General features: G+C 47.3%; 21 protein-coding genes and 1 riboswitch. Of the genes, 19 read left to right on the top strand and 2 right to left on the bottom strand.

Annotated elements, in window-relative coordinates; genetic code table 11:
• The first annotated feature begins 14 nt into the window (after nucleotides 1-14).
• The 16 genes from hfq to Q1B47_RS19310 all read left to right on the top strand — a co-directional run bounded on the left by hfq (nucleotide 15) and on the right by Q1B47_RS19310 (nucleotide 17,911).
• Entirely contained in the window at nucleotides 15-296 is a 282-nt protein-coding gene (gene hfq, locus Q1B47_RS19385; protein WP_299797540.1) for an RNA chaperone Hfq, read from the top strand.
• A 20-nt stretch (nucleotides 297-316) separates the two neighbouring features.
• On the top strand, nucleotides 317-1,615 hold the full coding sequence (gene hflX / locus Q1B47_RS19380) for a ribosome rescue GTPase HflX (protein ID WP_299797537.1): 1,299 nt from the start codon (nucleotides 317-319) through the stop codon (nucleotides 1,613-1,615).
• Between the two features lie 44 nt (nucleotides 1,616-1,659).
• Entirely contained in the window at nucleotides 1,660-2,805 is a 1,146-nt protein-coding gene (gene hflK, locus Q1B47_RS19375; RefSeq protein ID WP_299797534.1) for an FtsH protease activity modulator HflK, read from the top strand.
• A gap of 2 nt (nucleotides 2,806-2,807) precedes the next feature.
• Nucleotides 2,808-3,686: a protease modulator HflC gene (gene hflC, locus Q1B47_RS19370; protein ID WP_299797531.1), complete on the top strand. Its 879-nt coding sequence runs from the start codon at nucleotides 2,808-2,810 to the stop codon at nucleotides 3,684-3,686.
• Between the two features lie 328 nt (nucleotides 3,687-4,014).
• Nucleotides 4,015-4,605: a ubiquinol-cytochrome c reductase iron-sulfur subunit gene (petA, locus tag Q1B47_RS19365; RefSeq protein ID WP_299797528.1), complete on the top strand. Its 591-nt coding sequence runs from the start codon at nucleotides 4,015-4,017 to the stop codon at nucleotides 4,603-4,605.
• The gene (locus Q1B47_RS19360) at nucleotides 4,605-5,819 is read left to right on the top strand and encodes a cytochrome bc complex cytochrome b subunit (RefSeq protein ID WP_299797525.1); all 1,215 of its coding nucleotides are present in this window, start codon (nucleotides 4,605-4,607) and stop codon (nucleotides 5,817-5,819) included. The genes petA and Q1B47_RS19360 overlap by 1 nt, the downstream gene beginning before the upstream one ends.
• Nucleotides 5,819-6,520 carry a cytochrome c1 gene (locus tag Q1B47_RS19355; protein ID WP_299797522.1) on the top strand — a complete coding sequence of 234 codons (702 nt, stop codon included), beginning with the start codon at nucleotides 5,819-5,821 and terminating at the stop codon, nucleotides 6,518-6,520. Before Q1B47_RS19360 ends, Q1B47_RS19355 begins: the two co-directional genes overlap by 1 nt.
• Nucleotides 6,521-6,628: 108 nt before the next feature.
• Complete coding sequence (gene sspA / locus Q1B47_RS19350) at nucleotides 6,629-7,258, top strand: stringent starvation protein SspA (RefSeq protein ID WP_299797520.1); 630 nt, start codon at nucleotides 6,629-6,631, stop codon at nucleotides 7,256-7,258.
• Nucleotides 7,259-7,714 (top strand): ClpXP protease specificity-enhancing factor, encoded by a 456-nt coding sequence (locus tag Q1B47_RS19345; protein WP_299797517.1) that lies wholly within the window; start codon nucleotides 7,259-7,261, stop codon nucleotides 7,712-7,714.
• 191 nt (nucleotides 7,715-7,905) lie between these two features.
• Complete coding sequence (locus tag Q1B47_RS19340; RefSeq protein ID WP_299797514.1) at nucleotides 7,906-8,475, top strand: aminodeoxychorismate/anthranilate synthase component II; 570 nt, start codon at nucleotides 7,906-7,908, stop codon at nucleotides 8,473-8,475.
• Between the two features lie 259 nt (nucleotides 8,476-8,734).
• Nucleotides 8,735-11,218 (top strand): prolyl oligopeptidase family serine peptidase, encoded by a 2,484-nt coding sequence (locus tag Q1B47_RS19335; protein ID WP_299797511.1) that lies wholly within the window; start codon nucleotides 8,735-8,737, stop codon nucleotides 11,216-11,218.
• Between the two features lie 213 nt (nucleotides 11,219-11,431).
• A complete protein-coding gene (locus Q1B47_RS19330; RefSeq protein ID WP_299797562.1) occupies nucleotides 11,432-12,574 on the top strand; it encodes an HDOD domain-containing protein in 1,143 nt (380 codons plus the stop codon).
• A 499-nt stretch (nucleotides 12,575-13,073) separates the two neighbouring features.
• Nucleotides 13,074-14,291: an aspartate aminotransferase family protein gene (locus Q1B47_RS19325; protein ID WP_299797507.1), complete on the top strand. Its 1,218-nt coding sequence runs from the start codon at nucleotides 13,074-13,076 to the stop codon at nucleotides 14,289-14,291.
• A 135-nt stretch (nucleotides 14,292-14,426) separates the two neighbouring features.
• Nucleotides 14,427-15,446, top strand: coding sequence for an arginine N-succinyltransferase (gene astA / locus Q1B47_RS19320; RefSeq protein WP_299797505.1), 1,020 nt, complete (start codon nucleotides 14,427-14,429; stop codon nucleotides 15,444-15,446).
• An 8-nt stretch (nucleotides 15,447-15,454) separates the two neighbouring features.
• Complete coding sequence (gene astD, locus Q1B47_RS19315; protein WP_299797502.1) at nucleotides 15,455-16,915, top strand: succinylglutamate-semialdehyde dehydrogenase; 1,461 nt, start codon at nucleotides 15,455-15,457, stop codon at nucleotides 16,913-16,915.
• A gap of 198 nt (nucleotides 16,916-17,113) precedes the next feature.
• On the top strand, nucleotides 17,114-17,911 hold the full coding sequence (locus Q1B47_RS19310; protein WP_299797499.1) for a DUF1338 domain-containing protein: 798 nt from the start codon (nucleotides 17,114-17,116) through the stop codon (nucleotides 17,909-17,911).
• 135 nt (nucleotides 17,912-18,046) lie between these two features.
• On the opposite strand, the gene Q1B47_RS19305 is transcribed toward Q1B47_RS19310, so the two are convergent.
• Nucleotides 18,047-19,036 (bottom strand): class 1 fructose-bisphosphatase, encoded by a 990-nt coding sequence (locus Q1B47_RS19305; protein WP_299797496.1) that lies wholly within the window; start codon nucleotides 19,034-19,036, stop codon nucleotides 18,047-18,049.
• A 253-nt stretch (nucleotides 19,037-19,289) separates the two neighbouring features.
• Between Q1B47_RS19305 and Q1B47_RS19300 the strand changes: the two genes are divergently transcribed.
• Nucleotides 19,290-21,587 carry a S9 family peptidase gene (locus tag Q1B47_RS19300; RefSeq protein ID WP_299797493.1) on the top strand — a complete coding sequence of 766 codons (2,298 nt, stop codon included), beginning with the start codon at nucleotides 19,290-19,292 and terminating at the stop codon, nucleotides 21,585-21,587.
• Between the two features lie 294 nt (nucleotides 21,588-21,881).
• Here the strand turns inward: Q1B47_RS19300 and arcA are convergent, their stop codons facing one another.
• Nucleotides 21,882-22,601, bottom strand: coding sequence for a two-component system response regulator ArcA (gene arcA, locus Q1B47_RS19295; protein WP_299797490.1), 720 nt, complete (start codon nucleotides 22,599-22,601; stop codon nucleotides 21,882-21,884).
• A 570-nt stretch (nucleotides 22,602-23,171) separates the two neighbouring features.
• Between arcA and Q1B47_RS19290 the strand changes: the two genes are divergently transcribed.
• Together Q1B47_RS19290 and lysC are read left to right on the top strand one after the other, a co-directional pair.
• Nucleotides 23,172-23,615, top strand: coding sequence for a DUF3293 domain-containing protein (locus Q1B47_RS19290; protein ID WP_299797559.1), 444 nt, complete (start codon nucleotides 23,172-23,174; stop codon nucleotides 23,613-23,615).
• Between the two features lie 166 nt (nucleotides 23,616-23,781).
• Nucleotides 23,782-23,957: riboswitch (Lysine riboswitch) on the top strand.
• 134 nt (nucleotides 23,958-24,091) lie between these two features.
• The gene (gene lysC / locus Q1B47_RS19285) at nucleotides 24,092-25,444 is read left to right on the top strand and encodes a lysine-sensitive aspartokinase 3 (protein ID WP_299797487.1); all 1,353 of its coding nucleotides are present in this window, start codon (nucleotides 24,092-24,094) and stop codon (nucleotides 25,442-25,444) included.
• Nucleotides 25,445-25,450 lie beyond the last annotated feature (6 nt).

Raw genomic sequence — 25,450 nt, 5'->3', positions numbered from 1 at the left:
AAGGAAATTATAAAATGGCAAAGGGGCAATCTTTACAAGACCCGTTTTTGAACGCACTGCGCCGTGAGCGCGTTCCTGTTTCAATTTATCTCGTTAATGGCATCAAGTTACAAGGTCAGGTTGAGTCATTTGACCAATTTGTTATTTTGCTGAAAAACACGGTAAGCCAAATGGTATACAAGCACGCTATCTCTACAGTTGTGCCTGCTCGACCATTCAACGTAAACAGCCATGGCTCGGCACCAAGCCCAGCGGGTGGTTTTAATGGTCAGCAAGACGATAGTAACGACCAGTAATAGATTAAGGAGTTAGCTTTTTGTTTGATCGTTATGAGGCGGGAGAGAGTGCGGTCCTTGTCCATATCGACTTTTCCGATGAAGATAGTAGGGAGGATCTAGTCGAACTCCAATTATTGGTAGAGTCGGCTGGGGCCCAGTCAATCGGAGTTATAACAGGGAGCCGCCGTTCACCGGATCGAAAGTATTTCGTGGGTTCGGGAAAGGCAGATGAGTTGGCTGCGATGGTTGCGGCTACAGAAGCGAACGTGGTGATTTTTAACCATGCATTGAGTCCTGCTCAGGAGAGAAACCTTGAGCAGTTATGCCAATGCCGCGTGCTTGACCGCACCACACTCATCTTAGATATTTTTGCTCAAAGGGCTCGTACGTACGAAGGTAAGTTGCAGGTGGAGCTAGCGCAGTTACGCCATATGTCGACACGCCTGATACGAGGATGGACCCACCTTGAGCGACAAAAGGGTGGTATTGGACTCAGGGGGCCTGGGGAGACTCAGCTTGAGACCGATAGACGCCTGTTGCGTGGACGGATCAGAACGATTAACCGTCGTTTAGATAAGGTGGATAAACAGAGGGAACAGAGCCGTCGCTCGAGACGCCGTAGTGATTTAGCTACCGTTTCTTTGGTTGGTTATACCAATGCGGGTAAATCGACACTGTTTAATTCGCTGACGGTTTCCGATGTCTACGCAGCGGATCAGCTTTTTGCCACACTCGACCCTACCTTGAGAAAGTTAGAGTTGAGAGATGGTGGGATAATTTTAGCTGATACCGTAGGTTTTATCCGACACCTACCCCATGATCTGGTTGCTGCGTTCAAGGCAACCCTACAGGAGACACGAGAGGCAGATCTCTTGCTACATATTGTCGACTGTGCCGATGAGGCGATGGGGGATAATTTTGAGCAGGTTCAGGAAGTGCTCAAGGAGATTGGTGCCGAAGAGATTCCGCAACTGGTCGTCTGTAATAAGATTGACCTGTTAGAGGATGTAAGCCCGAAGATCGATTATGACTCCGAAGGCATGCCGACACGAGTCTGGGTTTCTGCCCAGCAACAAAAGGGTTTGGAGCAGCTAAAGGAAGCTATCAACGCTATTGTTGGTAAGACTACCTTAGAGTTAACCTTGAAAATTCCGGCGGCAGCTGGACATTATCTTGGTCAGTTTTACAAACTTGATGTGATACAGCAGAAAGAGTACGACGATCTGGGGAACTGTATCTTATCTGTTCGTTTGTTGGAGGCCGACTGGCACCGACTCATGAAACAGAGCCAAGGGGAGTTAGAGACCTTTGTTGTAGAAAATACGGCAGTTGAGTAGGTTTTTAGTCATCTCATTTATTTCACGTACCTATGGAGTGCTAAATGGCTTGGAACGAGCCCGGTAACAAGGGGAAAGACCCTTGGGGAAATAAAAACGGTAACGATAAGGGACCACCAGATCTTGATGAGGTTTTTCGTAACCTTTCGAAACGCTTCGGTGGTGGAAAAGGCGGTGGCTCAGGAGCTGGCGTTAGCTCTTTCGGTCTTATCATTGTCTTAGGTATCGCACTTGTTGTTTGGGGACTATCGGGTTTCTATACAGTCAAGGAAGCGGAGAAAGGTGTCGCATTGAGGTTTGGTGAATACATTGGTGAAGTCGAACCTGGCTTACAATGGAAAGCGACCTTCATCGATCAAGTATTTCCGGTTAATGTGAGTACGGTTCGTTCGATTCCTGCTTCAGGTAGCATGCTGACGGCCGATGAGAATGTGGTTTTAGTTGAGCTCGACGTTCAATATCGTGTTGTCGATGCATATCGATTCCTGTTCAGTGCCGTCGATGCCAATGAAAGTTTGCGTGAAGCCACAGACAGTGCGCTGCGTTATGTTGTCGGTCATAACAAGATGGATGACATCTTGACGACTGGTCGTGATCAGATCCGCCGCGATACCTGGGAAGAGGTTGAGCGTATCATTGAACCTTACGACCTAGGTATTAACATTGTCGATGTCAACTTCCTGCCGGCACGTCCACCTGAAGAGGTGAAGGATGCTTTCGATGATGCAATCTCTGCACAGGAAGATGAGCAGCGCTTCATTCGTGAGGCTGAGGCTTATGCTCGTGCGATTGAACCTAAGGCTCGTGGTCAGGTTCAAAGAATGGAGCAGCAGGCCAATGCATACAAAGAACGCGAAATATTAGAGGCAAGAGGTAAAGTTGCAAGCTTTGAACTACTGCTTCCTGAATATAAAGCTGCACCAGAGGTGACGCGTGAACGTCTCTATCTGGATGCTATGCAGTCTGTGATGAAGGATACCAATAAGGTGCTTGTCGATGCTAAGAGCAGTGGCAATATGATGTATCTGCCTTTGGATAAGTTAATGCAAGGTACTCAGTCTGACAGTAAGCCCCGCAAAGTGAGCTCTAACTCATCGATGAGTCCGACCAATGAGATTATTGGTCAGAACAGCATGCCGCTCGATTCACGTCCGTCTCGTAGCGATAGAACTCGCCAGGGGAGGAACTAAGAATGGGTAGATTAACTGCGATTATTGCAGCGGTACTGGTTGCCGTAATATTGTCCTCTATCTTAATTGTTAACGAAGGTGAAAGAGCGATAGTTTCACGATTCGGTAAAATTTTGAAAGATGATGGTGTGACTCGAATTTATGCACCAGGTTTGCATCTGAAACTGCCGATGATCGATAAGATTAAGTTTCTCGATTCGCGCATTCAGACAATGGATGGTGCTGCCGATCGATTCGTTACCTCTGAGAAGAAAGACCTTATGGTTGATTCTTATGTGAAATGGCGCATCTTGGACTTTGAAAAGTACTACCTATCGACAAATGGTGGTATCAAGGCCAACGCCGAGTCGCTACTGCAGCGTAAGATCAATAACGATCTTCGTACCGAGTTTGGTCGCCGGACGATTAAAGAGATTGTCTCAGGTAGCCGTGATGAGCTTCAGCAAGATGCATTGAAAAATGCCTCTGAGAGTGCTGCAGACTTAGGTATCGAAGTTGTCGATGTTCGAGTTAAGCAGATCAACTTACCGGCTAACGTGAGTTCGAGTATCTATCAGCGTATGCGTGCAGAACGTACCGCTGTAGCGAAAGAGCATCGCGCACAAGGTATGGAGCAATCTGAGATCATTCGAGCTAAGACCGATGCCTCTGTAACGGTTCAGCTTGCCGATGCGCAGCGTAAGGCGTTGCAGGTTCGAGGTGAGGGTGACGCTACTGCTGCTAAAATCTATGCAGAAGCTTTCAATAAAGATCCTGAATTCTACAGCTTTATTCGAAGCCTTGAAGCCTACAAACAAAGTTTCAGTGGTGATTCGAATGTTATGGTGTTAGAGCCCGATAGCGAATTCTTCAAATATATGAAGAGCTCTCAAGGTAAATAAACCCATTTGAATTAAAAGCCCGACCTTGGTCGGGCTTTTTTTTGTTTCCCTTTCTTAACCTACTAATTTAGTGATAAATGTTATTGTTATTTATCCACTTTTATTGAGCTGTTTTTGTTTAATTCGTATATAAGTTCGCATGTTTTTTGAGCTGGAACGGTTATTTTTCTAACATAGTTAACTTTGTTATCTGTTTTACTATGATCTGGTTCTAATTTTTGGCTATAATGAGCCCCGCCTCAAGTTTCGTTTTTGAGTTTTGGGTTTAAACCCTATATTCGATAAATAATTTAAAACAAAAATTCCAACACTCTCTGGAGATAAGTGGATGAGCAATGCGCCAGTCGATACCGGACGTCGCAGATTTCTGACCGCAGCCACTGCCGTAGTAGGTGGTGTAGGTGCCGTCGCTGTAGCGGTTCCTTTTATAAAGTCATGGAATCCGAGTGCCAAAGCGAAAGCTGCAGGTGCGCCGGTTGAAGTAAATATTAGTAAAGTAGAGCCGGGTCAGCTGATCCGTGTAGAATGGCGCGGAAAGCCTGTATGGGTTGTGCGTCGTACTGAAGAGGTCTTGAAAAACCTCGCCACTCTCGATGATCAACTACGCGATCCGGCATCGGCAGAAGAGCAACAGCCTGCTTATGCACAAAATGCTGTTCGCTCTATCAATCCTGAGTTCTTTATTGCCGTAGGTCTATGTACTCACTTAGGTTGTTCTCCTACCTACCTGCCTGACACCTTCGGTGAACAGGTCGAGGGTGTAGCTTCCGGCTTCTTCTGCCCATGTCATGGTTCCAAGTTTGATATGGCCGGTCGAGTCTTCCAGGGGGTTCCGGCACCACTGAACCTGGTTGTTCCACCTCACCAGTATATCGACGATGGTAATGTCCTCATCGGTGTTGATCAGGGAGCAGTCTAATGGTTAAGAATATTGTTGATTGGATCGATGCGCGCATTCCGATGACGGCGACCTATAATCGTCATGTAGGTCAGTATGCAACGCCGACAAACTTTAACTTTTGGTATTTCTTCGGTTCATTAGCCATGTTGGTACTGGTTAACCAGTTGCTGACAGGTATCTGGCTGACAATGAACTATGTACCAACCGCTGAAGGTGCTTTTGCTTCGATTGAATATATCATGCGTGATGTTGAGTACGGTTGGTTACTGCGTTATATGCACTCTACCGGCGCATCGGCATTTTTCGTCGTTATCTACCTGCACATGTTCCGTGGTTTAATCTACGGTTCTTACCAGAAGCCCAGAGAGCTACTCTGGTTATTCGGTATGCTTATCTTCCTCGTGTTGATGGCTGAAGCCTTTATGGGCTACCTGCTACCTTGGGGGCAGATGTCTTATTGGGGCGCTCAGGTTATTATCTCACTGTTTGGTGCTATCCCGGTTATTGGTGATGACTTAACGCTGTGGATCCGAGGTGACTTCGTGGTTTCCGGTGCGACATTGAACCGCTTCTTTGCCTTGCACGTCATCGCATTGCCGCTGGTTCTGGTTGTATTGGTTTTCCTACACTTAATCGCATTACATGAAGTGGGTTCAAACAACCCTGACGGTATTGAGATTAAGCAGAATAAGGATGAAAATGGCTGGCCGAAAGACGGTATTCCATTCCACCCTTACTATACTGTGAAAGATATCATGGGTGTCGCAGGCTTCCTGATTGTCTTCTGCTACGTCCTGTTCTTTATGCCGGAAGGTGGCGGATACTTCCTTGAGAAGCCCAACTTCGAAGCGGCTAACCCAATGAAGACGCCTGAGCATATTGCACCTGTTTGGTACTTTACACCTTTCTATGCCATTTTGCGTGCGATTCCCGATAAGTTATTGGGTGTAGTAGGCATGGGGCTTGCGATTGCAGTTCTGTTTGTACTGCCATGGTTAGATCGTTGTAATGTTAAGTCTATTCGTTACCGTAGCATGATCCATAAGTTGAACATCAGTCAGTTCGCCGTATCGTTTATCGTACTGGGCTATTTAGGTGCTGTTCCAGCGACACCTGCACTGACAATCGCTGCGCGTATCTTTACTCTGACTTACTTCGGTTTCTTCCTACTGTTATGGATTTACAGTAAGAATGAGAAGACTAAGCCTGTTCCAGAGAGGTTGACTCACTAATGAAAAAATTACTCATTGCATTAGTTACCTTAGTTCCATCTTTAGCGCTTGCTGCCGGTGGTTCGAATGTACACTTAGAGAGTGCTAACATCGATCTTCACGACAAGGAGTCTCTGCAACGTGGTGTTGATCTGTTTCAGCACAACTGTTCCGGCTGTCACAGCACTCAGTATCAGCGTTATAGCCGTGTAGCCGAAGATTTAGATATCTCAATCGATGATATGCGCAGTAAGTATATGTTCGATAAGAATGCTAAGCCTGGAGATTTGATGCAGAACGCAATACCACCGGCCGATGCGGCTAAATGGTTTGGTGCTGCGCCACCAGATCTCACTTTGGTTGCCCGTGTTCGAGGTGCAGACTGGGTTTACACATATTTGAAGGGTTTTTATAAAGATGAAAGCCGTCCATTTGGTGTAAATAACACGGTATTCCCTTCTGTGGGTATGCCTCATGTGCTCGAGCACCTTCAGGGTATGCCGGTTAAACAGGAAGATGGTACCTTGGTTGCCACCGGCGGAAAACTATCTGCTGAAGAGTATGATCAGGTTGTAAGAGATATCACCGGATTTTTGGTCTACTCCGGTGACCCTGTAAAACTTGAGCGTGAAAGCTTAGGTTGGTGGGTGATGGGCTTCCTGTTTATCTTCTTCGTGATAGCTTATCTGTTGAAGAAAGAGTACTGGAAAGATGTACACTAACCCTTTTAAAGGTTAGAATGTATTATCCGCATATTGTAAACGGGGGGCTTTGCCCCTCGTTTGCTTTTTGTTTTTTTGCTTTTGACTTATAAGTCCCGGAGGGTATCAATGGCTGTTGCTGCCAATAAACGCTCAATCATGACCCTGTATTCAGGTGCAGATGATCTCTATAGTCACCAAGTTCGTATCGTCTTGGCTGAAAAGGGGGTGACTGTTGATGTACTACAGGTTGATCCAAGTGAGATGCCTGAAGATCTAATCGAACTGAACCCTTATAACACAGTACCGACGTTAGTCGATCGTGAGTTAGTACTATATAACTCACGCATCATCATGGAGTACCTGGACGAGCGTTTCCCGCATCCGCCTCTTATGCCTGTATATCCGGTGTCTCGTGGTCGTACTCGATTAATGATGAACCGAATCGAAACAGATTGGTATACCTTGGTTGACCGTATCAGAAGTGGTGATCGTGCCGATGCGGCTCGCAAAGAGTTACAGGAGAGCTTAACCGCTATTGCTCCGGTATTCTCCGAGATGCCTTACTTTATGTCTGAAGAGTTTGGTTTAGCAGATTGCTATCTTGGCCCACTACTGTGGCGTTTACCTGTATTGGGTATTGAGCTGGATATGCGTACAGCTAAAGAAGTTAAGGCTTACATGACGCGTCTGTTTGACCGTGAGTCCTTTAAGGCATCTTTAACTGAGGCCGAGCGCGAAATGCGCATGGGTATCTAAATGAAACCTATGACCCCGAACCGTCCATACTTGCTTCAAGCATATTATGATTGGTTGATGGATAATGAGTTAACGCCACATGTGGTTGTTGATGCCTATGTGCCTGGTACTCAAGTTCCGCAACAATATGTGAAAGATGGTCAAATTGTACTTAATATTACCGCTTCAGCTGTAGGCAACCTGCAGATTGGACATGATTTTATTGAGTTCAGTGCCCGTTTTGGTGGTGTTCCTCAGCAAGTTGTTTTACCGATGGCTTCAATTGTTGCTATCTATGCCCGAGAAAACGGTGCCGGTACCGTTTTCGATATGGAAGAAGCATACCAGATTGAAGATGAGTCCGTTGAAGCCGGTTTATCCGTTGTTGAAGAAACTGCGGTTGAGACTGAAGTGAAAGAGGAAACTCCTCAAGCACCCGAGCCTAAACGTCGCGGTCATCTCACATTGGTTAAGTAGCTATTATCCTTTGTAAAAGCCAGTCAGATGACTGGCTTTTTTATATCAATTATGCGTCATGTTCTGAGGTATGCCGACATACTAAGAGTCTCATCTCACGTGTGCTTGGTGAGGTGATCCAGACCGCACTCTGTGGTAGCATCTTCGGCCTGTTAAAATAATATGCTTCTGTATAGGATATCTGACTCTTTATGCTGTTGATGATCGATAATTACGACTCTTTTACCTTCAACCTGGTGCAATACTTTCAGCAGCTGGGACAGGAGGTTATTGTTAAGCGTAATAACGAGATCACCATTGAGGAGATAGAGTCCCTGTCACCGACTCATCTGGTGATCTCACCCGGTCCATGTAGTCCAAATGAAGCGGGGATTTCACTCCAGGTTATCGAATACTTTGCCGGGAAGCTGCCTATCCTGGGCGTGTGTTTGGGCCACCAGGCGATAGCCCAGGTATTTGGTGCTAAGGTAATCAGAGCCAAGCGAGTCATGCACGGTAAGTTAAGTGCTATCGAACATCTCGAAACCGGTCTGTTTTGCCGGCTCAATAACCCGTTGAATGTGACACGTTATCACTCCTTGTTGGTCGAATCGGTTCCGGAACAGTTCAACTTAGATGCCTGGTATGACGATCCGGTCCATGGCATGGAGATCATGGCGATGAGCCATGCTACTCTCCCGATCTATGGTGTTCAATTTCACCCGGAATCAGTACTGACCGAACAGGGGCATGACCTGTTGAAAAACTTCTTGAACGCTTAAGGCCAGTTATCACTGAAGTTAGCTCCTCTTCGTGTAGGAGCGGCTTTAGCCGCGAATTTTCCAGTGCCGGAAGATTTGAATGTTGTAAGTAATAGCAACTTTATAGCCCCACCTTTGCTTAAACCTCTGTTACAAGTTTTATAAATATTCCCCGCTCAACACACCAGCATTTGTGATATAAATACCCGCAAAATAATAGCAATGGATCACGCCGGAACAGTGGTGGTGACGTCCATTGAAAAACAATAAAGGAAGGGAGATGACAGGACTGATGCGAAACTCTGGTCTTAGTTTTATTGCGATAGCGATATTGGCGGGCTGTGCAAGCAGTGAAAACACTTCAACTGATCAACAGCCACTCAATCGGGGAGAAGTTCAAACCGAACTCACTGCGCCACCTAAGGTCGGAGAGAACCTGACCCTTAATCAGATTATGGCAAACCCTGATTGGATGGGAATATTAGCCAAGGGAGCCTACTGGAGTGATGATAGTCAGGCTGTCTATTTTTACCGTCAGCCCCATGGTTCGCCGATCAAGGATTATTATCATCAAAGTGTCTCCGGTGGTGAGCCCAGTCAGCTCAACCTCAGAGAGCTCCATCAGGCCAGTCAGGAATCCGGAGTCTATGATAAACACAGGGAGCGCAAGGCATATATCTATCAGGGAAACCTCTTCGTAAAAGAGTTGGCGACGGGGCGGGTGACGCAGCTTACCAAGCAAACTAAAGGTGTAGAAGGGGTTCGCTTTCTAACCGGCGGCGATATCGCTTTCTGGCAGGGAGATACCATTTATCGTATTCACCGGGATACGGGTATGTTTGAGCAACTTGCCAGCATTAAGATGGCCGCTAAGCCCAAGGGGGTTGAGGCTCCTGTAAGTTATATCGCTAAGCAGCAACATAGGTTGATTCAGTACGTTGCAATGCAACATGATAATGCTAAAAAAAGTGAGGATTACCGTAACGAACTTGGCAAGCTGGACCCTACAATAGCCTCGAAGGTGTGGTATCTGGGTGATAAAGAGACGGTATCAGATTTAAGCCTCTCTCCCGATGGTCGTTATGTGCTGCTCTCACTGGTAGATAAAGAGTACAGCTGGCGTAGCGAACATGACATTATGCCAAATTATCTGGGGAAAGAGGGCTATGTCGATGCCGTGCCCGCCAGAGCGCGAGTAGCAGAGGACAACCCACCGGGCGAGCGTCTGGTATTACTGGATCTGCAATCTCATGATTCAATTGATGTCACTATCGAAGGGCTGGAAGGTTTCGATGAGGATGTCCTTGCCGAGGTCAAGTCTGAAAATGCTAAGTTAACAGGCGAAACATACAGCAGCGAAAAGTTACCTCGTAAGATCCAGTTGATGCGGGATTGGGGCTGGTCTCAAAGCGCAATTCAATGGCAGGAGTCTGCAAACCGGGTCGCTATTATGCTCGAAGCTGTCGACAACAAAGATCGTTGGATAGCGACGCTTGATCTGAATAAAGGCACCCTAAAGACCCAACACAGGCTCCATGACAAGGCTTGGGTTAACTATAACTTTAACCAGTTCGGTTGGTTGCCGGGTACTGATAACCTCTACTACCTTTCCGAGGAGACCGGGTATTCTCACCTCTATGTTAAGCATTCAGGTAAGCAAGCCGAGCCCCTCACTCAAGGCAAGTTCGTTGTCAGTGATATCACATTAGGCCCTAAGGCCCAATTCATCTATTACAAGGCTAATAAGCAGCACCCGGGTATAGATAACGTTTACCGGGTGTCAATCGAGACGGGCAAAGATGAGCAGTTAACTCATTGGGATGGTCAACTCGATTATACTTTAAGTCCTGACGGAAGCTCGCTGTTGCTTAGCGCGTCTCGTCGAACCGAACCTGAAGAGTTATATATTCAGCCAATAGGTGGTGAATTAAGGCAACTTACCTCCTATACCAGTGATGCCTTTAAAGGCTATCAATGGCAGGCGCCAAAAGTCGTCGCAGTACCTTCGACTCATGGCAGCGATGATATCTATGCCAGAGTCTATCTGCCTCAAGGTTATGATAAAGAGCGAGCCGAGCAGTATCCAGCGGTGATATTCAACCATGGCGCCGGTTACCTGCAAAATGCTCATTATGGTTTCTCGGGCTACTTTAGAGAGTTTATGTTCCATAACTTGCTGACTCAGCAGGGATATGTGGTGCTGGACATGGATTACCGTGGCTCTAAGGGCTATGGACGTGATTGGCGTACGGCTGTGTATCGCAATATGGGGCACCCGGAAGTCGAGGATCTTAAAGATGGGGTCAACTGGATGGTTAGCAATGTTAATGTCGATTCCGGTAAGGTCGGTACCTATGGCGGTTCCTATGGAGGCTTTTTGACCTTTATGGCTCTGTTTACCGAACCAGAGTTATTTCAGGCCGGAGCCGCACTGCGTCCTGTGACGGACTGGGCGCATTACAATGCGCCATATACCTCAAACATCCTCAATACTCCCGATGTCGACCCTATGGCCTATGAGAGAAGCTCACCGATAGAACACGCACAGGGGCTACAAAAGCCGCTGCTTATCATGAGTGGTGTTCTCGATGATAATGTATTTTTCCAGGACAGTGTTCGACTGGTACAGCGCTTAATTGAACTCGAGAAACCTATGTTTGAAACTGCTATCTACCCTGTAGAGCCTCATGGGTTTAAACAGCCTTCGAGTTGGTTGGATGAGTATCGACGTATCTATAAGCTATTTGAGCAGGAGCTTAAGTAATCCAATCACCTCTGGTGGTAAAAGGTCTCTTTTCAGGGGCCTTTTTTAATTAGAGGGGGATATATTGATGCCCTTCATTGGATGTTATTTCCCGAACGGGTATAAAATAGCCTCTTGAGTTATCTGTTTAGCCTAAAGCTTTCTCAAATCAGTAGATTCGGGGTAAATTATGCTAAATTGATAGGATAAGCATTGAGCGGAGTAAAGCAGACTGTGGCAATATCGGTAGCGGGGGGCGTAAGGCCGGGGAAGGTCATTGAGATAGAGCATAGGCTATATCAACAGCTCATTGTTGGTAAGCAAAAATCAGGCTCTATGTATGATGAACTCGATGCCGAGCTTGAAGCCGATGCCAGTAAACTTGCCATCGAACGTGAAGCCATATTGGAGCGGCTTGCTAAGCAGATCCAGGCCAGGCAGGTTTTTGAAGAGGTGTCCACTCAACTGATTAATACGGTCAACAATGCCATAGGGCATCAACTATCGTCACCTGAGTCTGTGCTGACTCACTCCGGGATAAATGAAAACCAGCTGCTTATTCTCGAACTTTTACAGAAGAAAAATCTGGATATTAACCGCCTCAGCCCCCTTATCACCGAGCAGGCTTGGCTGGCCAGAGACCTGCTCAACATAGTCAATAGCCCCTCGTTCCGACACCGCAGGCCGCAACGGGCCGATGTTAAGGTGACCGATATTAAGCTGCTGCTTAACTTTATCGGCGTCGAAAATCTTAAGTTACTGATCCCCTACTTCTGTCTGCGCAATTGGCTGCCTTCAGGCCATGCAAACATGCTTTGGACCACCAGGAAGTTATGGCGTTACTCGGTTGTGAGCGCTATAGCGGCGCAGGCGTTAGCTAAGCTCCACGATAAGGATTGCTCCTTCGTTTATACCTGTACCCTGTTGAGTCAGCTCGGGGCGTCGGTGGTGTTAAAGAATAGCGCGACACTGTTCGAACAGACATGGGGGGAGTGGCTGCGTGAAGCCAGTGATAGCAGGGACAAAGAGCTTTATGACGCGGTCGTTGCAACCGAATTTCCTGCAGAAAAGGTGTATCAGCTGGTGCTGAAACATGGAAATTCTCTCAATTGGCAACTTCTTCATCAGTTAAACTTCACTGACAGTGCTATGGCAAAGGTTCTGGCCGAGCTTGACAATAACTTGAGTTATAAGGAGCTTTCCGAGGATGCGGCTATGGTGGCCAGGGCGAACTGTTTCGCTAAGATAGTGCTGTTAGAGGAGATGCGACAGATAACTCCTCAGGAGAAAAGTATGATGTTCGATTACTATGAACTGTCGGAACAGGAGGTGATCCGCCTGAAGGGGCAGAATTACCGTAAATTAGATATTATTTAAGCTTTTGACACCGCCGGCAGTGCTCGGCAGCTAAAGCCGGGTTCATGGCTATAAACTTCAGTTGTCCAGGCTGTCCCTTCTCCTATTTCTCTTAGCCCTCTTAACTCTCTGTTAGCGTGTGGGCAGTTAACGCATCATTCCCGGTTAGCAATAGCTTAAAATGATATTAACTCCCTGCCTTCAAGCCTATTTATTCGGTTATCTATGCATATAGTTTGAATACTTAGCAATAATGGCCTCGAATAACTTTTTTTATGACTAATTATGCTTTAAACCCCCGGTATAAACGCTTGTATAATTCTTAAACTCAACTCTTTATGCATTAAATATGCACTGATGCTCTAACTTGAGTGCAAGAAACTGGTATTTTGATCACATTTTCGTTATTAATGTCACTTAAGCAATCAAAACAATCACCGCCATCAATATGTACGATAATGATAAAAGGCGGGAAGTAGTGGCTTTCAGAGCCATTAACAATAATAAAGGATGAGAAGGTATGAGTGTAAGCAACACCCTGACAAGAGCCCAATTTGACGAAGTGATGGTGCCTAATTATGCGCCTTCGGCAGTAATTCCTGTGCGTGGTGAAGGTAGCCGAGTTTGGGACCAGGAGGGTAATGAGTTTATCGATTTTGCCGGTGGTATAGCAGTTAACTGTTTAGGCCATTGTCATCCTGCATTGGTTGGTGCATTGAAAGAGCAGGGCGAAAAATTGTGGCACCTGTCGAATGTGATGACCAATGAGCCGGCGCTTGAGCTTGCGACTAAGCTGGTCGATGCCACGTTTGCTGATCGTGTCTACTTTGCAAACTCGGGTGCAGAAGCTAACGAGGCGGCATTAAAACTGGTTCGCCGTTACGCTATGGATAAGTTTGGTGCTGAAAAAGATCAAATTATCGCTTTCGACAAGGCATTTCATGGGCGCACATTCTTCACCGTTAGTGTCGGTGGACAAGCTGCCTACTCTGATGGCTTCGGTCCTAAGCCGCAGAGCATTACTCATGTACCATTTAATGATATCGCAGCTCTGGAAGCGGTTATCTCAGATAAGACCTGTGCCATCATGATGGAACCGCTTCAGGGAGAAGGCGGGATCATCGATGCAGACCCTGAGTTTCTCAAAGCTGTTCGCGCTCTGTGTGATAAACATAATGCGCTGCTCGTATTCGACGAGGTTCAAACCGGTGTTGGCCGTCTGGGTGAGCTATATGCTTATATGCGCACCGACGTTGTCCCTGACGTACTGACTACGGCTAAGGCTCTGGGGGGAGGCTTCCCGATTGCGGCGATGCTGACAACCAAGGAGATTGCCGATCACCTTAAGATTGGTACCCATGGTTCAACCTATGGCGGTAACCCATTGGCATGTGCAGTCGGTAATGCGGTACTGGATGTGGTTAATACTCCTGAAGTTCTCGAAGGGGTTAAGGTTCGTGAGCAACTGATTAAAGACGGCCTTAACAAGATCAATGATAAATATGATGTCTTCTCAGAGGTTCGTGGCCAGGGGCTTCTTCTGGGGGCGGTACTGAATGAAAAATATCAGGGCCGTGCTAAGGAGTTCTTAGTTGCTTCGGTAGGCGAAGGCTTAATGAGCCTTATTGCCGGTGCAAACGTTGTACGCTTCACTCCCTCTCTGGTTATTCCTGAAGCCGATATCGCCGAAGGTTTAGTACGTTTTGAACGTGCTGTTGCTAAAGTCGTTGCGGCCTAAATGACATGAAGAGTGCTGATTTTATCCGGCACTCTTTTTTTTGTCATTGGGAATACTTGAACCTTAACTATGATCTACTTGTCTTACAGAGGATAGGGATCGTTAAGCGACGAGTGAAAGTGAGGAGATCCTGAGATGTTAATTATACGTCCTATCCGATCTAGCGACTTTGAAGCGCTTTATCAAATAGCTGAAGAATCCGGGCACGGGTTTACTTCATTGCCGGTCAATGAAGAACTACTAAGAAAGAAGATTGCCCGCGTAGAAGCATCATTTCTGAAAGAGGTGGATAAGCCATTCGACGAAGGCTATCTGATGGTGCTCGAAGATACAGATACCGGCGAAGTCGTTGGTACTTGTGGTCTGGAGGCGGCTGTAGGGATGGAAGATGCTTTCTATCACTATCGATTGGGAACTGAAGTCTATTACTCAGAACAGATCGATGTGAGAAATGAAGTTGAAACCTTGACCCTGTGTCACGATTACACAGGTGCGGCTGAGCTCTGTACGCTTTTCCTGCGCAGCTCATATCGAAAGAATAATAACGGCCGAATGCTGTCACGGAGTCGTTTTCTGTTTTTGGCCCAACACGCAGAGCGCTTCGGTGAAACTGTGATTGCGGAGATGCGTGGCGAAAGCGATGAAAATGGTAATTCGCCATTTTATGATTGGTTGCAGAGGCACTTCTTAGGTATCGATTTCATCGAGGCCGATTACCTTTCCGGACTCGGACAGAAGGCGTTTATGGCTGAAATGATGCCTAAAAATGCCGTGTATGTCTGCTTACTGCCGGAAGAAGCTCAGAAAGTCATCGGGGAAGTACATGCTAATACACGTCCCGCGCTGAACTTACTGCAAGCCGAAGGGTTCAGGTGCCGGGGATATGTCGATATCTTCGACGGTGGCCCGACGGTTGAGTGTAATCTCAGCGATATTCGTTCCGTCAAAGAGAGCCGCTTATTGACCGTGAATATCGGTGATGCCCCCGAATCTGATACCAACTTTATTATCTCAAATACACAACTAGCTAATTATCGTGCAACCTCAGCGGCACTCTCGCTGACGGAGGGGAGTAACGAAGTGACTATCTCTCCTGAACTCGCAGCGGCTTTACTGCTCGAGCAGGGCGATGAAGTCCGTGTATTGGCTTTGTAGGAACAAATATGACTCAATTTATTAAAGGCCAGTGGGTTGCCGGCCTAGGTCACGCCGTGACATCAAAGAACCCAGCAAATAATGATGTTATCTGGAGTAGCCAGACTGCGACCCCGGAACAGGTTAATAGCGCGGTAGAAGCTGCCCGTGAAGCTCAGTTTGATTGGTTTATGTTAGGTTTTGATGCTCGCCTTGCGATTGTTGAAGCCTATCGTGCTCAGCTTGAAGAGAATAAAGCTGAGATTGCCGAGGTTATCGCTCAGGAGACAGGTAAGCCACAGTGGGAAACGGCGACAGAAGCCGGTGCCATGATAGGCAAAATTGGCTTATCTGTGGCGGCTTATAATAAGCGTACAGGTACTACGGAGAATGACACTCCGGCCGGGCGCGCTGTTCTTCGTCATAAGCCACATGGTGTCGTTGCCGTATTTGGCCCATATAACTTCCCGGGGCACCTGCCTAACGGGCATATTGTCCCTGCACTGCTTGCGGGTAATACCGTTGTCTTTAAGCCATCAGAGTTAACCCCGAAAGTTGCTGAGTTGATGTTAAAGCTTTGGGAGAAGGCGGGACTGCCGGCGGGCGTTATCAACTTAGTTCAGGGGGAAGTTGAAACCGGTAAGGCACTGGCTTCTCACCCGCAAATTGATGGCCTGTTCTTTACCGGAAGCTCTCGTACAGGGCATATCCTGCACCAGCAGTACGCCGGCGACCCAGGTAAAATTCTGGCGCTAGAGATGGGGGGAAATAACCCGCTTATCATCAAAGGTGTTAAAGACACTAAGGCCGCTGTGCATGACATCATCCAATCGGCATATATCTCATCGGGTCAACGTTGTACCTGTGCCCGCCGTTTGTATGTGGAAAAGGGGGCTGAAGGCGATGCCTTGCTGGCTCAGCTTACCGACGCCGTTAAGCGAATTCAGGTAGGGGCCTGGAATGCTCAACCTCAGCCGTTCATGGGTTCTATGATCTCAGACGTTGCCGCCAAAGGCATGGTTGAGGCTCAGCGTAACCTGGTGAACCTTGGGGGAGAATCATTAGTGGAGTTAACCCATATTGAGCAGGGAACGGGTCTGGTCTCTCCGGGCTTGATCGATGTGACGCAAGTCATCGAGCTGCCCGATGAGGAGTATTTCGGTCCTCTGCTTCAGGTCGTGCGTTATACGGATTTCGATGAGGCGATCAAGTTGGCGAACAACACCCGCTATGGCCTCTCAGCCGGTATTCTGGCCGATAGCCGAGACGACTATGAGTATTTTCTGGCGCGTATTCGTGCCGGTATCGTCAACTGGAACAAGCAGATAACCGGGGCTTCCGGTGCGGCTCCTTTCGGTGGCGTAGGTGCTTCGGGTAACCATAGAGCGAGTGCCTTCTATGCGGCCGACTACTGTGCTTATCCGGTCGCTTCAGTCGAAGCCGATGAAGTTAGCTTACCCGCTAGTTTAAGCCCGGGTTTGAGTATCTAAAGCGTAACTTTTACGTTATATGAAACTTTTGGTTAGATGAAAGTCAGTGGGAAATACCGTTACGGTATTTCCCCATTTTTTAAGCGGTACAGGAAAGAAGGTTCCTTTACCCTCAGTACACCTATCTCGTGAAAATAATAAATATATCGCCTGCAAAAAAAAACGATAGGCGACACGAAGCAGTTAAGGAAATAATTGATGCACACAGATATTAATGAGTTATTTGGCGCCCTATGGAATGATTATGTGGAAATGACGCCTTCGGCCGCGAAGGTCCATCAACTCTTGTCCAATGGGGAAACCATAATTAACGACCACATTGCCCTGCGGACGTTTAATATTGAGAAGGTCAATCTGGCGGTATTGTCTGCCCACTTCGAAGCCTTAGGTTATGTGGATAGTGGCGATTATTATTTTGAAGCCAAGAAGCTTAAAGCCAAGCATTTTGAGCACCCCGATTCGACTCAACCGAAAGTGTTTATCTCTGAGTTGCTTGTGGAAGAGTTCAGCGAAGAGTTGCAGACAATTATCAAGGGGTTGGTTGAGCAGATCGAGGACCCAGCCACAACGGCCGATAATTTCCTCTATTCAGGCCGCCATTGGGAGTTAGACTATCAGACCTATGAAACCTTACTCGCAGAGAGTGAGTACGCCGCCTGGGTTGCCGCATTTGGCTACCGTGCTAACCACTTCACGGTCTCGATTAATCATCTACCTGGGTATAACAATATTCTGGATGTCAATGAGGCGCTTAAGAGGGGAGGCTTTACCCTCAACTCTGCCGGCGGTGAGGTGAAGGGATCTGCTGAGGTGTTACTCGAACAATCCTCGACCATGGCAGATAAGATGGAGGTGAACTTCAAAGATACCGTAAAAGAGATCCCAAGCTGTTTCTATGAGTTCGCCCTGCGTTATCCAAAGCCAGACGGAGCACTTTATACCGGTTTCGTCGCTGCTTCGGCGGATAAGATATTCGAGAGCACTAATGTTAGTTAATGCGAGTGCTAGTTAAAGCGAGTGCTAGTTAAAGCGAGTGCTAGTTAATGCGAGTGTTAGTTAACGCAAACTAATCATTGTCAGAATTTTTTTCTAAAAAAAGGAGCCAAGGGCTCCTTTTTTGTTACTTACAGCTTATAGCTGAGGCTCTTCGCTGTAATCCAGTTCGTGATAACTGAGGCAGGCATCGACTTCGTTAGCCGAACCTAAGATCACAGCCACACGCTGGTGGATCTCCTCGGGCTGGATATCCATGATGGTTTCATAGCCAGTCGATGCCTTACCGCCGGCTTGCTCGACCAGGAATGACATAGGGTTAGCCTCATACATCAATCTAAGCTTGTATGGTTTTTGTGGATTCTTGTTGTCTGTGGGGTAGGTAAAGATGCCGCCTCGTGACAACACGCGATGCACGTCTCCCACCATGGCAGCTATCCAGCGCATGTTGAAGGCTTTCTCTCTCGGGCCTATGGAACCCAGTAGCAGGTCGCTGATATAGGTCTGCATCGGAGCTTCCCAGAAACGCTGGTTAGACATGTTGATGGCAAACTCTCCCGTATCCTTGCTGATGTTCATCGCTTCGGTGGTTAGCAGGTACTCGTTGGTCTCAGGGTTTAAGGTGAAGAGCTGCACACCTTGACCGGTAGTCAGGGCTAACATGGTCGACGGGCCATAGAGTACATAACCAGCCGCAACCTGTTTGCGGCCTGCCTGCAGGAAGCTGGACTCGGACAGTTCACCTTCAGGTGCCGGCAACACCGAAAAAATCGTGCCAACTAATGAGTTAATATCGATATTCGATGAGCCATCGAGAGGATCGAAACAGACCAGGTAATCGCCTTTTTCGCCGACTTCGACAATATGATCTTCCTCTTCAGATGCCAGGCCACGAACTGTGTCATCGCCCTTCAGTGCATCTTTGAGCATATCGTTGGTGATAACGTCGAGTTTCTTCTGTGTCTCACCCTGAACATTTTCCTGCTCTGTAGCCCCCAGTACACCGGCAAGCGCACCGTGTCGAACGGCATGGCTGATCTCTTTAGAGGTGTTAGCTAGAGTATGAATAAGCTGAGTCAGAGAGGCATTTACCCCTTGTGATGTCAGGTTTTGGGCCAAGGTCTGCATGTTATTTCCTATGACAATTTCGAGTTTGGATTCGAGTTGAGGTCGGTAAATTGTTATTTGTGCAGATCATACCTGAGATCGAACCTTTTTTCAGCGTAGGGAGGGCTCAAATGTGTGGCAAATAATGACAGTTTTTGTTTTATCAGACTTTAGTGCACAATGACGGGCAAGATTTTTGCTCAACCATCACAAAAACTAACATATGTGATAGTTGGCTGTATAACTAAGATAGATTCAGGTCCAGGAAATAATAATGACAAAAACATGGATAACCTCAGCTCTTATGGCGGTGCCTATGCTTATATCCAGTGAGGTAAATGCAACTTCTGCTCAGCTGTCTCAGGCTCAAATTAATCAGGGCATTGTCGCAAGTGAGACGCAGAAGATCATCTCCGAAGCGGGACGTACTCCTCTGTCCATCGAGCGCATGTATGCATCGCCGGCACTGACGGGCACAAGCCCCAGAGGACTGAAACTCTCTCCCGATGGAAAGCGGGTGACCTATTTGGCAGGCCGGCAGGATAATCAGCATTTTTATGACCTGTGGCAGATGGATGTCGGCTCGGGTAAGCAATCTATCCTGCTCGATGCGGACAAGCTAACCATAGGTGAGCTTTCCGATGAGGAGAAGGCGAGACGCGAGCGTCAACGTATCTATGGCCAGGGGATCATGGAGTACTTCTGGTCAGAAGATAGTCAGGCCATTTTGATTCCTGCATCCGGCGCGCTGTATTACTACTCGCTGAGTGACAACAAGGTGACACTTCTGCCGACAGGCGAAGGGTTTGTCACCGATGCCCGTCTCTCACCCAAAGGCAGCTATGTCTCCTTTGTACGCGATCAAAACCTCTATGTTTTATCCTTGAAAGATATGAAAGTGACAGCGATGACAACCGATGGTGGCGGCGCGATTAAAAACGCCATGGCCGAGTTCGTCGCTCAGGAGGAGATGGACCGCATGACCGGCTATTGGTGGTCGCCGGATGAGAGTGCCATTGCCTATACCCGTATCGATGAGTCTGGTGTAGAGCTGGTGACCCGCAATGAGATCTATGCCGATGGCATTAAGCTCACCGAGCAGCGCTATCCTTATGCCGGCAAGAGTAATGTTAAAATTGCATTGGGAGTTATCAAACTGACAGATAAAAATGTCAGCTGGGTGGAGCTTGGAAAAGAGCAGGATATCTATCTGCCGCGAGTGAAATGGTTACCGGGCAGTAAGCGTCTCTCCTACCAGTGGCAAAGCCGCGATCAACAGCGACTCGATCTGCGGGTGGTTGATATCGACCGCATGCAGACGTCTGAAACTCTGGTTGAAGAGCGAAGTGATGCCTGGGTAAATCTGAATAATGATCTTCACTTTCTGAAGAAACAGGAGAGCTTTATCTGGGCTTCCGAGCGCGATGGCTTCAACCACCTCTACCTCATTAATTTAGGGGGCGAAGTTAAGAGGCAGCTGACATCGGGTGATTGGGTGGTAGATGGTGTTGAATTTGTCGATGAGAAAGCCGGCTGGCTCTACTTTACAGGCCGGAAAGATACCGCCGTCGAGAAACACCTGTATCGCGTCTCTCTATCCGGAGGTGATATTGAAAAAATCAGTCAGCGACGCGGTATGCACTCTGTGGTTTTTGCAGAGAATGAAGCTGTATATCTGGATTATTACAGTGCTTTAGTACAGCCACCTCAGGTTAGTTTACACGGTAATAAGGGGCAGCATCTTGCCTGGGTAGAGCAGAATAAACTCGACTCAGAGCACCCGCTCTATCCATATCTGGGCCTGTGGCAGGTGCCCGAGTTTGGCCGGGTTAAGGCCGAAGATGGTCAAGCGTTGCAGTATCGCCTGTTTAAACCCTTAAACTTCAGTAAAGATAAGCAGTACCCCGTGGTCGTGCGTGTCTATGGCGGCCCACATGCGCAACTGGTCGTGAACAGCTGGAGTGAGCATGATTACTTTACCCAGTACCTGCTTCAACAAGGTTTTATGGTGTTTCAGCTGGATAACCGTGGCTCGGCCCACCGTGGAACCCGGTTTGAACATGTGATCTATAAGCAGTTAGGTGAGGCAGAGGTTAACGATCAGAAAGCGGGGGTGGATTACTTAAGAACGCTGCCCTATGTTGACAGTGATAATATTGCGCTCTATGGACACAGCTATGGTGGCTACATGGCTCTGATGGGACTGTTTAAGGCTTCGGATTACTTCAAGGCGGCAATTTCAGGCGCACCTGTGACCGACTGGGCGCTATATGATACCCATTATACCGAGCGTTACCTTGGCCACCCCGAAGACAACGCTAAAGGCTATGAAGCGAGTAGTGTGCTTCCCTATGTGAAGGACTATCAATCCGGGTTGTTGATGTACCACGGTATGGCCGATGATAACGTGCTGTTTGAGAACAGCACTAAGGTATATAAGGCGTTGCAGGATGAGGGGAAGCTATTTCAGATGATAGATTATCCGGGTTCAAAGCACTCCATGCGTGGCGAAAAGGTGAGGACACATCTGTATCGTTCACTGGCAAACTTTCTACAGAGAGAGTTGAAGTAAGAGCAGATAAGAGTTTTAAGTTTTAAGTTGTAAGTGAATAAATGAAGATCTAGTCATTTTTTACTTATGGCTTATAGCTTATAGCTTATAGCTTATAGCTTATAGCTTATAGCTTATAGCTTATAGCTTATAGCTTATAGCTTATAGCTTATGGCTTAGTCTGTTCCAGACACAAAGCCAATTTATTGCCATCCCTGGCAAATCGGCATAAGTGTTCCAGACACAAAAAAGCCAGTCTAGCGACTGGCTTTTTTATTGAGTAGCAAGATAAGCGCTAGCTTTATGCTTCTCCTTTTATGCTTCTTCTAGGTTACCGCAGAAACGGTAACCTTCACCGTGAATCGTCGCGATGATTTCCGGCGTATCAGGTAAGCTTTCGAAGTGCTTACGGATACGACGAATGGTAACATCGACAGTACGGTCATGTGGTTTAAGCTCACGACCTGTCATTTTCATCAGCAGGTCTGCACGGCTTAGGATCTTGCCTGGGTTCTCAACGAAGTGCAGCATAGCGCGGAATTCACTACGTGGCAGCTTGTAAGACTCACCTTGCGGGCTAACCAGAGAGCGGCTGTTAATTTCAAGGCTCCAACCATTGAAGCGATAGAACTCAACGGCACTTTTCTCTTCCGATTCGGCACCTGTGCTGCTAACGCGAGTCAGCAGGTTACGAGCGCGGATGGTAAGTTCACGTGGGTTGAATGGCTTGGTGATGTAATCATCGGCGCCAATCTCCAGTCCCAGAATCTTATCGACTTCATTGTCACGGCCTGTTAGGAAGATTAGACCTATGTTGTTGATCTCACGAAGTTCACGTGCTAACAAAAGACCGTTTTTACCAGGAAGGTTGATATCCATAACAACCAGGTTGATCTTATTTTCCTGCATGGCTTTATGCATTTCTGCGCCATCATTGGCTTCAGTTACCACATATCCTTCGGCCTCGAAAATACTTCTTAGCGTGTTCCGGGTAACGGCTTCATCTTCAACGATCAGAATGTGCGGGTTTTGCATATTAATTTACCTAATTTGTTCAAATCTGTTCTAACCATGAGCGTGTGATATCTTGTGATAGTGACGCTCGATCTTGTCATGTTGACTATTTACTGCTCTGGTATAGGTGCTTTCAAAACTGGCCTGAAACAGCAACACGCTTCCATGATTAGTAAAGTATGCGTATCTCAATAAGTGTAACGCGAGCTGTATTCACTTCGATTAACAATAGCGGAGATTAGTTCCCCTAGAATTAAAATTTTCAGAAGTAAAAATATGAAACTAAATTCAGTTCACATTTTATACAGGAATCTGGCTAACTCTTTGTTCACTGTCAGATCTATTTGTAACAAAAAGCTTCTTACCTTTTAGTGATGGTAAGCGAATCAACAGACCCCATTGTACTCGTTTTAGGCATTTGTTAACAAATGAAATGTTAACAAAATTACCCGTGGATATGATCTAAATCACGTTAAAATCTGTAACGTGCTGATTTTTAAGGAGTGGGTGAAAAAGTGTGGTGTGACTTGTGTCACGTGGCTGGGAAGATATATTGGATTTGCTATAATCTTCGGAATCAAATTGGGGGATATGATCCAGATGAGTGAGTTAAACAGCCTGTGGCAATACTATCAAGAGGCCGAGTTTCTTTTTACACAAGCACTATCTTCAGAACTTACATTTGCAATAATTACCGCACACAACCCGAAAGGTCAGCTACTTTCCGCCTGCCAAAACCGTCTTCTCGACAGACAACTTCAACTCGCAATCGAAAAACTTCATAGGCCGTACCGGGCCATGATTGGCGCTTCGAGCGATCGTGCTCATATGGAAAAGAGTTGGGCGGTCGCCATAGATAAAGCATCGGCAATACGCTTAGGCTGTCAATTTAATCAAAATGCCATCTATTTTGTCGAGCAGGGTAAACTTCAGTTGATCCCCTGCCTTTTATCTGAGAGTGAGCTGCAAGAGATTGAGATTGGTACCTTCTCATCCCGGGTACGTCTGGTTAATGAACTGCCAGACCTTGATTGAAGTTTAAGCGTGATTTTTTCACCTGAAGTCGGCTTCTGCTGCCGGGTAAAAACGAGTTTTGCATACCAGCCGAATCCTGGCCATTTTTATTCATTGACTTAATTGGTCAAAATTTGATAATTTCAACTCTCCTTATGGTGGCATACTATCGCTGGTGGTCTAAATAAGGTACAGAAGAGGAGCGCTAACTAGGTAGTAAGTCTGAAGAGTCCAAACTCTGATGATGACTTATGAGGGAGATTAGCGCCGAGATATTAGTATATTTGGGTTTATACGATATCGGTCGTTCGGGCTGAATCCCATCGATTGTCACCTGTTTATTGGTGGAGAGCTTCTGGTGATGATCGTCATTCCTCCTTATCGGGTGCGTAATCTTTACACCAGGCTCTTCGAACGAATTATGTTCGGAGCGTAATCATGTTAGTTTCTTATCCCTGTTTTTCTGTTCAGTGTCTGCTCTCTGTGGAGGCTGTGTAATGTCCCTTATTGTTGCTAAGTTTGGTGGTACATCTGTCGCGGATTACGCTGCGATGAGCCGTTGTGCCGATATTATTCTTGCTAATCCCGATACCCGTGTTGTCGTTGTCAGTGCTTCCAGTGGTGTCACTAACCTGCTGGTTGAGTTGACCCGGGAGCAAACCAGTGATGAGCGAAGGATTCAGCTCATTAAGCAAATTGCGCATATTCAATATCAAATCCTCGATGCTTTAGGCAGTCCTCAGGAGGTGGCCGCGAGGCTGGATACTGTGATTAGCCGAATCTCATCACTCAGCGAAGAGCTTAGTCGCAATAGAGATAAGGCAACAATGGATGAACTACTCGCTCAAGGTGAGCAGTGTTCGTCGGCCCTGTTTGCTGCCGTGCTCAGAGAGAAGGGGGAGACGGCCACTGCATTCGATGTTCGCCGGGTGATGAGGACAGATAGTCACTTCGGTCGAGCAGAACCTCAGGTTGAGCAGGTCGCCGCGCTTGCCGCTACAGAGTTGGTACCACTCTTAAGTTCGCAGCGGATTGTAACTCAAGGCTTTATCGGCAGTGATGAAAATGGCTGTACCACAACCCTTGGACGGGGGGGGAGTGACTACTCGGCGGCGTTATTGGCCGAGGCTTTAAGAGCCACAGCCGTCGAAATATGGACCGATGTGGCGGGGATCTATACGACCGACCCCAGACTGGCGCCTAAAGCGAGCCCTATAGCTGAGATCAGCTTTAATGAGGCCGCTGAGATGGCAACCTTCGGTGCTAAGGTGCTACACCCTGCGACTATCTTACCTGCCGTGAGGCAAAAAATTCAGGTGTTTGTCGGGTCAAGTCGCGAGCCTGAAAGAGGGGGAACCTGGATCCGACATCAGGTAGAAGATGCCCCTGTTTACAGGGCCGTAGCGGTTCGCCGGGATCAAACATTGCTCAACCTGCATAGCCTGCAGATGCTTCATGCTCAGGGCTTCCTGGCCGAAACATTTGCCACTCTGGCAAGACACAAGATCAGTGTCGATCTAATCACGACCTCCGAAGTGAATGTTTCATTGACATTGGATAAGACGGGCTCGGACTCTGCGGGAAATGGCTTACTGAGTGAGGCTCTGCTACAGGAGCTGTCGCAACATTGCCGCGTTCGTGTCGAAGATGAACTGGCATTGGTGGCCATAGTAGGTAATAAGATAGCCTCAACTCCCGGAGTGTGTCGCAGGGTATTTGAGGTGTTAGAGCCCCATAATGTCCGCATGATCTGTCAGGGAGCGAGCCCCCATAACCTCTGTGTGTTGGTGTCAGAGTCTGAAGCGGCTCAAGTTGTGAGTGCGCTTCATGCAAACCTGTTTGAGCAATAGCAAGTT

The organism is uncultured Shewanella sp., assembly GCF_947501225.1.
Classification (GTDB): Bacteria; Pseudomonadota; Gammaproteobacteria; order Enterobacterales; family Shewanellaceae; genus Shewanella.
This window is presented reverse-complemented; position numbering and strand designations above follow the sequence as displayed.